This window comes from Brevibacterium sp. Lmc1 (assembly GCF_057654315.1).
The window spans coordinates 2,599,771-2,613,787 of the sequence record NZ_CM172803.1 but is presented as its reverse complement, the minus strand read 5'-3'; the positions used below and the strand labels follow the sequence as shown (position 1 = coordinate 2,613,787).

Annotated in this window: 14 protein-coding genes; 13 read left to right on the top strand and 1 reads right to left on the bottom strand. The window is 59.3% G+C overall.

Annotation, left to right across the window (positions count from 1 at the left end; all coding sequences use genetic code 11):
- Positions 1–3: 3 nt before the first annotated feature.
- The 10 genes from AC239G_RS11660 to AC239G_RS11615 all read left to right on the top strand — a co-directional run bounded on the left by AC239G_RS11660 (position 4) and on the right by AC239G_RS11615 (position 10,210).
- The gene (locus tag AC239G_RS11660; protein ID WP_487488914.1) at positions 4–885 is read left to right on the top strand and encodes a patatin-like phospholipase family protein; all 882 of its coding nucleotides are present in this window, start codon (positions 4–6) and stop codon (positions 883–885) included.
- A 539-nt stretch (positions 886–1,424) separates the two neighbouring features.
- Positions 1,425–2,204, top strand: coding sequence for a CoA transferase subunit A (locus tag AC239G_RS11655; protein ID WP_487488913.1), 780 nt, complete (start codon positions 1,425–1,427; stop codon positions 2,202–2,204).
- 32 nt (positions 2,205–2,236) lie between these two features.
- The gene (locus tag AC239G_RS11650; protein ID WP_487488912.1) at positions 2,237–2,941 is read left to right on the top strand and encodes a CoA transferase subunit B; all 705 of its coding nucleotides are present in this window, start codon (positions 2,237–2,239) and stop codon (positions 2,939–2,941) included.
- 56 nt (positions 2,942–2,997) lie between these two features.
- Complete coding sequence (locus tag AC239G_RS11645) at positions 2,998–4,089, top strand: thiolase family protein (RefSeq protein ID WP_487488911.1); 1,092 nt, start codon at positions 2,998–3,000, stop codon at positions 4,087–4,089.
- On the top strand, positions 4,089–4,523 hold the full coding sequence (locus tag AC239G_RS11640; protein WP_487488910.1) for a Zn-ribbon domain-containing OB-fold protein: 435 nt from the start codon (positions 4,089–4,091) through the stop codon (positions 4,521–4,523). The genes AC239G_RS11645 and AC239G_RS11640 overlap by 1 nt, the downstream gene beginning before the upstream one ends.
- A gap of 51 nt (positions 4,524–4,574) precedes the next feature.
- Positions 4,575–5,984: an MFS transporter gene (locus AC239G_RS11635; RefSeq protein WP_172174618.1), complete on the top strand. Its 1,410-nt coding sequence runs from the start codon at positions 4,575–4,577 to the stop codon at positions 5,982–5,984.
- A complete protein-coding gene (locus tag AC239G_RS11630; RefSeq protein ID WP_487488909.1) occupies positions 5,981–7,246 on the top strand; it encodes an MFS transporter in 1,266 nt (421 codons plus the stop codon). The genes AC239G_RS11635 and AC239G_RS11630 overlap by 4 nt, the downstream gene beginning before the upstream one ends.
- A 14-nt stretch (positions 7,247–7,260) precedes the next feature.
- Positions 7,261–7,671 (top strand): MaoC family dehydratase, encoded by a 411-nt coding sequence (locus tag AC239G_RS11625; protein ID WP_487488908.1) that lies wholly within the window; start codon positions 7,261–7,263, stop codon positions 7,669–7,671.
- Between the two features lie 122 nt (positions 7,672–7,793).
- Positions 7,794–8,927: an acetyl-CoA C-acyltransferase gene (locus tag AC239G_RS11620; protein WP_487490113.1), complete on the top strand. Its 1,134-nt coding sequence runs from the start codon at positions 7,794–7,796 to the stop codon at positions 8,925–8,927.
- A gap of 29 nt (positions 8,928–8,956) precedes the next feature.
- Positions 8,957–10,210, top strand: coding sequence for a PucR family transcriptional regulator (locus AC239G_RS11615; RefSeq protein WP_487488907.1), 1,254 nt, complete (start codon positions 8,957–8,959; stop codon positions 10,208–10,210).
- A 151-nt stretch (positions 10,211–10,361) separates the two neighbouring features.
- Here the strand turns inward: AC239G_RS11615 and AC239G_RS11610 are convergent, their stop codons facing one another.
- Entirely contained in the window at positions 10,362–11,138 is a 777-nt protein-coding gene (locus AC239G_RS11610; protein WP_487488906.1) for an IclR family transcriptional regulator, read from the bottom strand.
- A gap of 76 nt (positions 11,139–11,214) precedes the next feature.
- Here AC239G_RS11610 and AC239G_RS11605 point away from each other — a divergent pair, with 76 nt between their 5' ends.
- Genes AC239G_RS11605 through dgoD form a run of 3 tightly spaced genes read left to right on the top strand, consistent with a single transcriptional unit; the run spans position 11,215 to position 13,986 of the window.
- Complete coding sequence (locus AC239G_RS11605) at positions 11,215–12,195, top strand: 2-dehydro-3-deoxygalactonokinase (RefSeq protein ID WP_487488905.1); 981 nt, start codon at positions 11,215–11,217, stop codon at positions 12,193–12,195.
- Positions 12,188–12,802, top strand: a complete 615-nt coding sequence (locus tag AC239G_RS11600) for a 2-dehydro-3-deoxy-6-phosphogalactonate aldolase (protein ID WP_487488904.1) — start codon at positions 12,188–12,190, stop codon at positions 12,800–12,802. The genes AC239G_RS11605 and AC239G_RS11600 overlap by 8 nt, the downstream gene beginning before the upstream one ends.
- Before the next feature lie 35 nt (positions 12,803–12,837).
- Positions 12,838–13,986: a galactonate dehydratase gene (gene dgoD, locus AC239G_RS11595; protein ID WP_487488903.1), complete on the top strand. Its 1,149-nt coding sequence runs from the start codon at positions 12,838–12,840 to the stop codon at positions 13,984–13,986.
- The last annotated feature ends 31 nt before the right edge of the window (positions 13,987–14,017 follow it).

Below are 14,017 nucleotides of genomic sequence, written 5' to 3'. Positions count from 1 at the left end.
CCAGTGGAGACGACGCGAATCAGCGATACCGCACTCATCTTCGAAGGCGGTGGAATGCGAGCGTCGCTCACTAGCGCCATGGCCGTTGTCTTGCTCAACGATGGTCTGTCGTTCGATTGGGTCGCTGGCATCAGTGCTGGAGCGTCCACTGCAGTGAACTACCTATCCGAGGATAAATGGAGAGTGCGTCGATCGTTCGTCGAGTTCGCCAAAGAAGAAGAATTCGGTGGGTGGCGCTACTTCGCTCGAGGCAAGGGGATGTTCCATGGTGAGTACATCTACCAGCGTGCAGGTGCACCCGACGAAGCACTGCCGTTCGATTGGGACACATATGAGTCGAGCACCGGTGATATGCGGGTCATCGCGTTCGATGCGGTGACCGGCGACGAGGCGGTGTGGTCGAAGAAGGACACCCCGAATATCGACGATCTGATGATCCGAGTGCAGGCGTCATCGACGATGCCGATTGTCATGCCGCCGGTGCACCTTGATGGGCATGTGTACGTCGACGGTGCTATGGGGGAGGATGGCGGCATCGCGTTGAGCCAGGCTCAGCGCGAGGGTTTCGAGAAGTTCGTCATTGTTCTCACGCAAGAACGTGGTTACTGGAAGGAGCCGCAGCGATTCCCTGCAGTCTTTCGCGGCATTTTCCGAAAGTATCCGGCCTTAGCCGATGCGCTGCTGACGCGGTGGAAGCGCTACAACGAGACCCGTGAACGCATCTTCGAGCTCGAAGCGGAGGGCAAGGCGCACGTCTTCGTCCCCGAACGCATGCCGGTCGACAACAGCACCCGCGATCTCTCACGTCTCGCGGCTGCTCACCGTATGGGGCTGTCGCAGGCGCGGCGTGAACTGTCTACGATCCGAGAGTTCGTTGGAGCATAGCTGAGGAAAATTAATACGCCAATGCCCTCGTTCATGACAGCGCGCATGAACGTGGCGACCAATCCTAGCGGTATGAGCTTCAAGGCCAGCGACCAGTATCCCTTGGTGACGGATGGAGTCGGAAATGTTGAAACTGGCGAGCGATCCGAATTCGTATCCCGCGGGGCGGGCCCGTCCGCGACCTCGACCTCTTCCGATGCTTGAAAGCAGACGAGCTCGTTGAACTTGCCTTGTGCCTATTTCAGTCGCGCAAGGTGTGAAGAAGCCGGACGGGTCAGGATTTGGCCTGTTCTATCGTGAAGGCGGCAGGTCCGAACTGAGCGAGAGTCTTGGGAATCCCCGCGGGCATGGAAATGACCGAAACTATTAGCAGCCAAATGGTTAGCTCGAGACAGTTACAGCCACCTGAAGTGCAATTTTGCGTATTTTTCAATCTCTTGAGTCGAAGTCTGCGTTTCCAAGCAGTGACCGAAGTAGTGCGCGACTCGTAGCGTCGTCTTCAGTCGGATCAATGACGATGTCGAAGGAGACCACACGTTATGGACAAAGTGCACTCATCTGCTGCAGATACTGTCGCGGACATTCCCACCGGTGCATCAATCGCAGTCGGAGGATTCGGATTAGTCGGAGTTCCGATTACTCTGATTCGCGCCCTCCGGGACCTTGGAGTCGGTGACCTCGAGATCATCTCGAACAATTGCGGAGTCGATGATTGGGGTCTGGGAGAGCTGCTTACAACCGGGCAGATTACCCGGATGATTGCTTCGTACGTCGGAGAGAATCAGGAATTCGCCCGGCGGTATCTTAGCGGCGAGCTCGAACTGGAATTCGCCCCGCAAGGCACTCTCGCAGAACGTATGCGGTGCGGTGGTGCGGGTATCCCCGGCTTCTACACGGCATCCGGGGTCGGCACCGTCGTAGCGGACGGTGGACTGCCTTGGCGCTACGACTCCTCAGGCAAAGTGATTGTTGAGTCGCCAGCGAAGGAAACTCGCAAGTTCGATCATTTCGGTCAGGGATTGACTTACGTACTCGAACAGGCGATTGTCCCGGACTTTGCACTTGTGCGTGCAGCCAAAGGTGACCGGCACGGAAATCTCGTCTTCGAAAAGGCGGAGAGGGCGTTCAGCCCGGTTGTCGCCACCTGTGGTCGCATCACGATAGCGGAGGTTGAAGAGCTTGTAGAGCCTGGAGAGATTGACCCCGATGATGTCGACATACCCGGAATCTACGTACATCGGGTTATCGCTCAGACCGCAGAAGTGCGCGACGAACTCCCGATCGAGAAGCTGAGAACCCGTCCTCGTGCGGCCGTTTGACCCTGTAACCACCACATTAAGGAGCTTGAAACATGGTCTGGACTCGTAATGATATGGCTGCACGTGCGGCGAAGGAACTACCCTCTGGCGGATATGTCAACCTCGGTATCGGCCTGCCAACCCTCATACCGAATTACCTTCCTGATGGTCTCGAGATCGTCATGCATTCCGAAAACGGGATCGTCGGTGTCGGGCCATACCCGTATGAGGATGAAGCGGACCCCAAGCTCATCAACGCTGGTAAGGAAACCGTGACCGTGCTGCCAGGAGCGGCATATTTCGACTCTGCAATGAGTTTCGGCATGGTCCGTGGCGGCAAACTGAATGTCACTGTTCTCGGTGGTATGCAGGTCTCGGCCACAGGAGATCTGGCCAATTGGACTGTCCCCGGAAAGATGATCAAGGGTCCTGGGGGAGCGATGGATCTCGTCCACGGCGCCAAGCGCGTCATCGTCCTCATGGAGCATCTAACCAAGAACGGTGACCACCGGATCCTGGAAGAGTGCACATTGCCGCTGACGGGATGCGGAGTTGTCTCCATGGTGATCACGAATTTCGGAGTTATGGATGTTACCGATGACGGGCTTGTCCTCCGTGAGGTGGCCGACGGCCTCAGCGTAGACGAAGTTATCAAAGCTACAGGAGCATCACTGACTGTCGCACCGGAACTACGTAATACGGCCAATGTTCCAGGTGCCCATTTGCAGGCAGAAAACCGAGAAAGCGAATTCGTATGAAGGGCGCAGCGATCGTTGGAGCCCACGAACTTCCGCCTCGGCGCACAACTCCAGGGGTGACAAGTCTGGAGATGATCGCGAGGGCCGGCCGCGCTGCCGTTCTCGACGCAGGGCTGACCCCACAAAGTATCGACGGTTTGATGATCGGTCCCCAGGTCGGAGAGACGCCCCAACATGCTCCCGCAGCAGTGGCGGAGTACCTCGGGCTTCAACCGCGCTTCGCCGACATCGTGGATCTCGGTGGAGCATGCGGGCCAGGGATGGTCTGGCGTGCGGCCGCGGCGATTTCAGCGGGCATGGCAAATACGGTCCTTTGCGTTCTTGGTAATGCACGGGATCCCGAGCGCTTGCCGCGCTCGCCGAATCGTAACCCGATCCGCGAGTTCGACGTTCCTTTTGGTGCCAGCGGTGCGAACCAGGCGTACGCGATGGTCGCCCAAGCGCATATGGCCGAGTTCGGTACCACGGCAGAACAACTCGCACAGGTGCCGGTCAAACAACGGTCTAACGCGATGCTCAACCCGAACGCGGTTTTTCACGGGAAGGAGATCACGATCGACGATGTGCTTGCTTCGCCGATGGTGATGTCACCTCTACACCTCCTCGAGGTGGTCATGCCCTGTGGCGGCGGAGCCGCCGTAGTTGTCACATCATCTGAACGCGCACTCGACATGCCCCACGATCCCGTACAGCTTCTTGGCGCCGGTGAAATGATCACGCATCGTGCTCTGTCTCAAGCGCCGAGGTTGACTACCTCGCCGCTGGCATCCGCAATTGCCCATGCGTATCGGATGGCTTCGATCACTGCGTCCGATCTTGACTTCTTATCAATCTATGACTGCTATTCGATCGTCGTTGCCGAGACGATTGAGGACGCAGGTATCTGTGGGAAAGGTGAGGCCGGGCCGTGGTTGGAAGAAGCGGACTTCTCTATTGCTTCCACGCTGCCGATAAATCCGCATGGCGGACAGCTATCGACGGGGCAAGCCGATCTGGCCGGGGGCATGGGGCACGTGGTCGAGGCGGTCCTGCAATTGCGTGGAGATGCCGAACTCCGTCAGATAGCTGATCCGAAACTCGCCTTGGTGACCGGAAACGGAGCGACTCTCAGTGAGGAAGTTGCACTCGTTCTAGGAAGGGAGAAGTAATGACCACTGAGACCACTACCTCTGTGACCCGACGGCCAGGACTAGTGACCACAACATTGACTCAGCCGTTTTGGGATAGTGCCAATGACGGGCAGATGCTCATCCAACATTGCAGCGACTGTGGTCACCAGCAACACTATCCGCGCAACCTATGTACCACCTGTTGGTCGGATGACCTCAACTGGATATCAGCGTCTGGCAGGGGCGTCGTGTGGACTTTCACCGTTGTCGAAAAGCCCGGGCATCCAGCGTGGGCGGCAGAGGTTCCCTATGTGATCGCGCTCGTCGAGTTGGAGGAAGGACCACGGTTGATGGCCAGGATCCTCGATTGCGCTCCTGCGGACGTAAGGGTCGGGCTGCCAGTCACTCTTCGTCCCACCTGGGACGAACAGCTCAAACAAATGCTCCTCAATTTCGCACCCGCTTCTAACTAGGAGCTCATCCACCCGGGACCAATAGTGCCCGGCTGACAAGGAGGTCAGGATATGACAACTGCGAAAACAACAACCCCATCCGCCCGGACACCAGAGATGGCCCGACGCGCCAAATGGGGCAGTTTCATCGGCACCGCGATCGAGTGGTACGACTTCTATCTATATGGGACCGCCGCGGCGCTCGTCTTCAATCAGGTGTTCTTCACAGATTTCGACGGCCCCACAGGGACACTGCTTTCGCTAATGACATTCTCCGCAGGTTTCATTGCCCGCCCGTTAGGTGGAATTGTCATGGGGCACTTCGGCGACCGGATCGGGCGAAAGTCGATGCTCGTACTCTCGTTGATGATGATGGGCTGCGCAACCACTCTGATTGGTGTATTGCCGACGTTCGAGACGATCGGGATATGGGCACCCATCTTGCTGGTCACTTTGCGCGTTATTCAGGGCTTCGGAGTTGGAGGCGAGTGGGGCGGCGCTGTTCTCGTCGCTGTGGAACACGCGCCGGAAACGAGGAAGGGCCTTGCCGGTTCTTGGCCCCAAGTGGGCGTGCCGGTCGGTCTGTTCATGGCCAACGCCGTCTTCATGATCACCAATTTCGTTTTGGGCCACGAAGCTTTCGTCGCTTGGGGTTGGCGCATCGGCTTCCTCGGTTCGGCACTATTGATCGCAACTGGTCTGATCATCCGCTTGAAGATGGAGGAGACACCGGACTTCGCACATGCCAAAGAGAATGACGACATTGCGAGGTTCCCCGTCGCGGATATGCTGCGCACCCAGTGGCAACGTCTGCTCGTCGCCACGGGTGTGAAAATCTCGCAGAACGCGATCTTCTATATCCTCACAGTGTTCACTCTCACCTACGTGGGCGAATCCTTAGGTATGTCCGATGAAGTGGCCCTCGGCGGGGTCATGGTGGCATGTGTCGTCAGCGTGTTCACCCTGATGCTCTTCGGCTGGCTCTCCGACCAATTCGGACGTCGGCGGACCTACCTGTTCGGAGCCATTGCCTCGGGTCTGTTTGCCTTCCCGATGTTCTCTCTGCTCGATACACGCAACGTCATCCTCATCGCCTTGGCAATCGTCATCGGTTTCGTCTTCCACGACGCGATGTATGGCCCGCAGGCAGCTTTCATGTCAGAGATGTTTGATACCAAGGTTCGTTACACCGGGACCTCGTTGGGGTACCAGCTTGCCTCCACCGTCGCCGGTGCCGTATCCCCGGTGTTGGCGGTCTATCTGCTTCAGGTCGCGGACGGGCGCCCCTGGCTGGTCGCGCTCTACATGATCGGTGTGAGCATCGTCAGCATCGTTGCCACGGTAGCAGCACCGGAGACCCACCGAGGAAACCGCCGAAAGGCAGTGGTGCTCGACACAAGCGACGGTGTGCCATCTGCCGATGCGACCGTCAGCACCCGAGCTGCCGGACGCGAAGCCCCTAAGGTGACCGAACTACAGTGAAGTCCAGCGTGAGGAAGTGGCGGCAGATTCTGCTCCTGGCCGGAGTCGAAGTCTTGGGCTTGACGGTCTGGTTTTCTGCCACAGCAGTGTCCACGTCTCTGCAGGACGAATGGGCGATCGGTCCGCTCGCAACAGTCTGGCTCACCGCTTCGGTGCAGCTCGGGTTCGTGGCCGGAGGAATCACCTCGGCGCTTTTGACCATCGGAGATCGGTTCCGTCCGCAGGTGGTCATGGGGGTCTCTGCTTTCGGAGCTGGCTTGGCCACAATGTTGCTCGCGCTGTGTGCTGACGGCCTATGGACGGCCATCATGTTGCGCTTCTTCACAGGTGCCTGCCTCGCAGGTGTCTACCCGATCGGTATGAAAGTGATGGCGACGTGGACCACTCCCCGTCAACGGGGGATTGCCTTCGGCATACTTCTCGGAGCGCTCACCCTTGGTTCGGGAATGCCGCATCTCATTTCCGGACTCGCGCAGTCACTGCCTTGGCGGTCGATCATGCTCATCGCTGCCGGGGTCACGATCCTCGCCGGAATAATTGCACTGGCTTGGGTCCGACCAAACGATAAAGGCAGAGAACGGACTGCCCGTCCGAAAGCTCGATACGCGTTCGCGGGTTTCCGCTCACGAGCACCGCTGCTTGCGAACCTCGGCTATTTCGGGCACATGTGGGAGCTCTATGCACTATGGACGTGGCTTCCAACCTATATCCTCTTCAGCCGTCGTTCCGTTGATAGCGAGGCAGGTCCCGATGTGATTGGAACCTGGTCGTTCATCGCGATTGGTGTGGCCGGTCTGCTGGGCTGCCTGCTCGGCGGATGGCTAGCTGACCGGTTCGGGCGCAGCACGGCCGCGGTGTCTGCCCTTGTTGTCAGCGGCCTGTGTTGTTTGTGTTCGCCGTTCATGTTCTCGGTTGCCGGACCACTGATGCTCGTATTCCTCATCATCTGGGGTGCCTCGGTTATCGCAGACTCGGGAGTCTTCTCCACCGCGTTGAGTGAGAGCGTCGACGCGAGGTACGTAGGTACGGCGCTGACAGCTCAGACCACGGTTGGTTACCTCATCACCGTTCTCACCATCCAACTAGTACCACTGGCAGCGAACCTCACCAGCTGGCAGTTCGCATTCCTCATTCTTCTACCCGGTCCTGTGACCGGAGCGATAGCCATGTATCTGCGGCGCCGAGACCATTCTGGAGACCCATCTGCACATCAGCCCGGGACCGATGCCACCGGTACCCATAGCACCACCATCACCAGTTAAAAGGAGAAATACTGATGACCACCACCCCGACCGTCGGACAGACTGCAGAACTCACGCGAACCGTTGCATCTGAAGACATCGTGAAGTTCACCGATATCAGCGGAGATAGGAACCCCCTACATTACGACCAGGCGGCTGCTGTCTCCTCGAAGTTCGGCGAGATCGTTGTCCAGGGCGGAATCACCAGCGCCATCCTCAACGCTGTCGTCGCCGAGAAACTGCCCGGACCTGGCACCGTATTCCTCAATGTCAACTGGGACTTCATAGCTCCGGTCCGCCCCGGTGACGAAATCACAGGTCGCGTCGAAGTGCTCGAAGCACGCACTGATAAGCCAGTGACAAAGCTCAAAACGCAAGTTGTGCGCGATGACGGAACAATCGCTCTTGACGGCACGGCGGTCTGTTACACGATGGCGTTCGACTGACGGTCGTGGGAATCCACCTCGACGAACCAGACCAAGAACGTCCTCACCTGGCCGACAGAATCTAGACCGGAAACAACCACAACTCAAGGAGATGCCCATTGTCCACAATAGAGCGAACCCCTGTGCTCGTCAGTGCTGCGCGCACACCGGTAGGGAGATTCAACGGAGCGTTGAAGACGGTCGACCCGCTCGACCTCGGTGGGGCCGCAGTCGCCGAGGTGATGCGAAACGCTGGTGACATCGTGCCTGATCATGTCATTCTCGCCAATGTCGTCCAAGCCGGAAACGGCCAGAATCCGGCGCGTTCGGCAGCTCTGCGAGGAGGTCTGTCGACAACAGTTCCTGCTATCACTCTCAACAACGTGTGCCTGGCGAGCATGTTCGCCACGGGCATGGCGGCTACGATGATCCGGGCAGGAGAGCTGGACTCCGCAGTAGTCGGCGGATTCGATTCGATGAGTCGCGCGCCGCATGCACTTCAAGTCCGCCAGGCTACTGCAGTCGGTGATGAGCCCGCCATTGATCTGCTCATGAAAGACGGGCTCTGGTGCGCAGTCTCCGATTCTGGCATGGGGCCGATCGCTGATCGAGCCAACGCTGATTTGAGAATCTCCCGTGCAGACCAGGACGAGTACTCGGTCGAAAGCCATCGGCGCGCGCACGCCGCTACAGAGGCTGGCCGCCTCGGTGAAGAGATCGTTGAGTTTTCGGGCCTTGGCGTCGACGAAGGTATACGGGCCGACTCCACTATCGACCGTCTTGAAAAGCTGCGGCCCGCGTTCACCGCGGAGGGCACAGTCACCGCCGGCAACGCTTCACAGATGTCTGACGCCGGGTCCGCTGGGCTGCTGATGACCGCGTCACTTGCCCGGTCGCATGGGTTCGAACCTATGGTTGAAATCTGCGGTACTGCTACGGTCGCGGGCCCCGATGCTTCGCTTCATCTCAAGCCGGCAGCAGCTGCGTTCGAATTGCTGAAGAAGACCGGACTCGCCGTCGAAGATATCGGTCTATGGGAAATTAACGAGGCTTTCGCCGGAGTGGCGCTGGCGAGCGCTCGTGAACTCGGAGTGGATCTCGGTATCGTCAATGTCAATGGAGGGGCGATCTCGATCGGTCACCCGTTGGGGGCATCGGGCTTTCGCATTACTATGAGCCTGGCGTTTGAGATGCGACGCCGTGGGATTGACCTAGGAGTTGCTGCAATGTGCGGCGGCGGTGGGCAGGGACAGGCGATTCTGCTGCAGCTGAAATGAGTCCTCATTTTCAGTGAGACGATGTCCTTATGACCGAAGACGCTGAGATGCCGGGACAGATCGTGGCCGATCCTTTGATGGCTGCGGTAATTGCCTACCTTGGTAGAAAGGCTGAGGGGATCAGCCAGCGTTTGGTGGAGGCTTACACCGCAGAGATCGTCGATTACCGCTCTCTGCCAGAAGGCTTCATCGATCACGACGTCGCCGAGATGGCCCGGCGGAACCTTCTGACTTTGCTGAACTGGCTTGCTGGCGAGGTCGATGAGGAGCGTAGTCTCGAGGAATTCCGCAACAGCGCGGTGCGAAGGTTCCGTCAAGGTGTTTCGGTGCAGGCATTGCTCCACGCCTACCGTGTCTGGGGCCAGGTTGTTTGGCGAGAGATCTCTGAATTGCCGGAATGCCAAGCATCTCCTGCGACGGGGTTCGCTGTTGCAGGCGAAGTGATGCGCTACGTCAACAGTGTTTCGCTGGCTGTAGCTAATTCGTATCTCGAAGAATCCGAGAACGTAATTCAAGACCGTCAGTTGGCAGAGAGGGATGTGATCGAGGAGCTGATTTCAGGTAATCCGCTGTCAGAACGAGTGAATAGCTACTTGTCGCGCTTGGGAATGGAGCTGGGCCGACAACACAACGTTATTCTCCTGCGCAGGCGCCATCGTGCAGACGTGGAACCCCACTCGACTCGTGACAGTTTGACTGCGGTTAGGCGCCTGCTGTCAGCCGCTTCGACCCAGCGGCACCTCGTCGGATTGCGGGAGGAGGAGATAGTCGTCATCATCGATCTTGGTGAGGCGTACGGGACACAGATTCGAGAGGTCGCCAATAGCCTGGCGGCGGAACTCTGCGGATTTGTCGTTGGTGTTAGCCGGGTCCACGATGGTGTAGCAGGCATAGCCGCAGCATATCGAGAGGCGGCTGACGCTGCGCGGATGTCGGAGGTAAGCCGCAGCCGTCAGGCCTACTTTTACACCGATGTTCTGTTGCAGACTGTTATCGAGAAATCTGGTCTGGGCGATGCGATCCTTGGCGAGACTATCGATCCGCTTGCCGAATACGACGGCAAACACGGATCTAGCTTGGTCGAGACTCTGCAACTCTACATAGCCCATCGTTTCAACCTCACTCGTACCGCCGAGAAGCTCAACGTCAGGCCGAACACCGTACGTTACAGATTGGAGCGCATTCACAGCGTTTCGCATAGAGACCCTGACCGGCCCGACGACCTCATTCTCCTAGCCTTGGGGGCGAAGATTGCAAACCGAGGTGTTGCCGCAGATCGTTAGGCCGATCAACACGACGAACACCAACCTGGCTAGGGAATGGAGACAGTGAAGCAATACGGTTCTGGCGTTCAGTTGCACCCTAAACTACGTTGCGTCATGGGACTGTGCATCGGTTGAGGCGAGAAAACATTCTTAGAATCGGGGCGTCCTTCTATCCCTGCCGATACCCCAACTTCACCGAAATCTCCCAAGCAGCCGACTTCATCACCGGCACCAGCGCCAGCATCCGGTCCTTCGGCATGAATGGGCGAGTAGCTGACAGCGAGATGCCGGCGACAATCTCTCCGCTGCCGTCCCGGATCGGTGCAGCTACGCACCGGATGCCTGGTTCATTCTCTTCTAGGTCGAATGAGGACCCGTCGCGCGTGTAGCCGTTCATCCGTTTGACGAATGACTCCACTGCCGATGAATCTGCTTCAGGATTCTCCGCAATAAAGAGCCGCTCCCACCGATCCTCCTGTCCCAGTAACAGTGCTTTCCCGACGCCCGTCCGAGTCAAGGGCATCCGGTGGCCAATACGCGATCGCATCTCCGCCCCACGCGTGCCCGGAATCTTGTGGAGATAAAGCACCGACTCGCCATCTTCGACCGAGAGATGGATGGTGTCCTGCGTCCGTTGGGCCAGAGCCTCGAGACTCTCCCTGGCGACCACCGGCAGCGGGTCTTGGTTGAGTGCGGTAAACCCATACTCGATGAGAGTGGGTCCCAGCCGAAATTCCCCAGGCGACCCGTGGCGCAGATAGCCCATCTGCACCAACAGCTGAATCATTCGGTGCGCACTCGACCTGCCGAGACCCGTCGTGTCGACCACGGCCTTTAACGTCGTCGAGCCACGCGCCACCGCGCTGATAATCTGCAGTCCTCTGGCCAGGGTTTGCGTGCCCTGGGGGATCGGTTCACTCGAACGTCTGTCAAGGTTCTCGGTCATTCCACCAGTATGTCATCAATCCCACATATAGGGACAAGGATGGCACATGATGAACACAATGACCATAGTGACTTCTATGGCAAAACTGGCACCACCCGAGGCCCCGCAGCTGATCGGCCTCGACTGGGGGACAAGCTCACTGCGAGCATTCCTCATCGGCAACGGCGGAGAGATCCTCGCCGAACGAAACGGAACGGACGGCATCATGGCCGTCGGTCCCGACTCCACCGACCCGCGCGGCGACTTCTCCCGCATCGCGCAATCCACCATCGGTGACTGGCTCGCAGACTTCGGCCAACTCCCGGTCTTGGCCAGCGGCATGATCGGTTCAACCCAAGGAATCGCCGAGGCGGGCTACCTCGACCTGCCGACCGATCTTGGCGCTCTCGGCAAGCACCTCACTACGGTCGAACTCGACACAGTCAACCTAGACATCGTCCCAGGCCTGCAGAAGACCTCGAGCGAGACTAACGCCCCCGATGTCATCCGCGGTGAAGAGACCCAGCTGCTCGGACTGCTCACCCCCGACCTCACAGAACAGCGCGCGGTGGTCCTTCCCGGCACCCACACCAAATGGGTGGCCTGCGAAGGAACTCGCGTCACCGACTTCTCCACCTCGATGAGCGGCGAAATCTTCGGCCTGCTGAGCACCTCGTCGATCCTCGCCCGTCTGGCCGAACCCACCAAAGACTTCCACCTCGAAGCCTTCGACTGGGGAGTAAGCATCGGAGCCGATGACCCCGCCGCCCTCACCTCGTCGCTCTTCTCCGCCCGCACCTGGGCCCTCGACGGGCGCCTGCTTGCCGATGAGGTCAACGACTACCTGTCAGGAATGCTCATCGGCGCCGAGGTGGCCAGCCAACTGACACCGAACACGGAATCCGCGGAGCCCATCATCATCTGCGGATCGACAAGCCTCACCCAACGCTACTCACGCGCACTCAACCGACTCGGTCGGGAAACGGTCGTCGCGGATCCGCGCGCGGCTGCCACCGGACTCTTCCGCATCCTTGAACACTCCGGCCTCGTGCCGACTAAGGAGAATGCACATGACTGACTCAGTTCCCGCCGGCCTCATCGCCATCCTCCGCGGGGTCCGCTCCGACGAAGCCCTCGACATCGCCGAAGGCATCGTCGACGCAGGTTTCTCCGCCATCGAGGTGCCACTCAACTCGCCCGACCCACTCGCCTCTATTACCGCGCTCGTCGGGAAATTCGGAGACACAGTAGAGATCGGCGCCGGCACGGTGCTCACCGCCGACCAGGTCCACGAGTGCCAACAGGCCGGTGCCCGCATCATCGTCGCCCCCGACACCGACCGCGACGTCATCACGACCGCACTCGAACTTGGGCTCACCCCTTACCCAGGTGCTGCGACCCCGACCGAAGCGTTCGCCGCAGTCAAAGCCGGCGCCACCAACGTCAAGCTCTTCCCATCCTCGGCGGTGGGGATCAGCGGGATGAAAGCTTGGCGCGAAGTTCTTCCCAGCGGCACCGAACTCTTCCCCGTCGGGGGAGTCGGTAACGACAACGCGGCCGAGTGGAGAAAGGCTGGCGCAGCCGGCCTCGGCCTCGGCTCCTCCCTCTATCGCCGAGGCGACCGCCCCGACGACGTCCGTACCCGGGCCCAGGCGATCGCCTCGGCGTGGGCTCAATCCTTCTGACATCAACGACGATCACCGAACGAAAGGTAAGAACAATGAAGATCACGTCGATGACGACGTTTACCGTGCCGCCGAGGTGGCTGTTCCTCAAGATCGAAACCGATGAGGGGATCGTCGGTTGGGGTGAGCCGATCGTCGAGGGCAAGGCCGCCACAGTGGCCGCCGCCGTCGATGAGCTCTCCGACCTGCTCATTGGCCAGGACCCCGCGAACATTGAAGACCTGTGGACGATCATGTATCGCGGTGGCTTCTACCGTGGCGGGCCGATTCTCATGAGCGCGATCTCCGGCATCGATCAGGCGCTGTGGGACATCAAGGGCAAGGCGCTCGGCCAGCCGGTTCATCAGCTGCTCGGCGGGAAGGTCCGCGACCGGATCCGCACCTATTCGTGGATCGGCGGTGACCGTCCCGGCGATACGGCGGCGGCTGCGCTGGAGACGAAGAACCGCGGCTTCACTGCGGTGAAGATGAACGCGACTGAAGAGCTGCAGTTCATTGACTCCTACAGCAAGGTCGACCGGGTCATTGAAAACGTGCAGGCGGTTCGCGAGGCCACGGGTGATGACTTCGGCATCGGCATCGACTTCCACGGCCGCGTGCATAAACCGATGGCAAAAGTCCTCATCAAGGAGCTCGAGCCATATCGGCTCCTCTTCATCGAAGAACCCGTGCTGTCCGAGCACTTCGGTTCGCTGCGTGACGTCATGGCGAATACACCCACGCCGATCGCGTTGGGGGAGCGGCTGTTCTCCCGCTGGGACTTCCGTGAAGTGATTGCTTCCGGTGCCGTGGACATCATCCAGCCTGATGTCTCCCACGCGGGTGGCATCACCGAGACGCGAAAGATCGCGATGATGGCTGAAGCCTACGATGTGGCTCTCGCGCTGCACTGTCCACTGGGCCCAATTGCGCTTGCCGCCTGCCTCCAGGTCGACGCAGGCAGCTACAACGCCTTCATCCAGGAGCAGAGCCTTGGCATCCACTACAACACGAGTAACGACTTGCTCGACTACGTCACCGACCCGTCGGTGTTCACCTACGACGACGGCATGATCGACATCCCATCAGGCCCCGGACTCGGCATCGAGGTCAACGAAGAGTACGTCATCGAACGCTCCGCTGAAGGACACCGGTGGCGCAACCCGATCTGGCGCCACAGCGACGGCTCCTTCGCGGAATGGTGACGGGACGGAATCGGTAGAAGAGAAGGGTGTT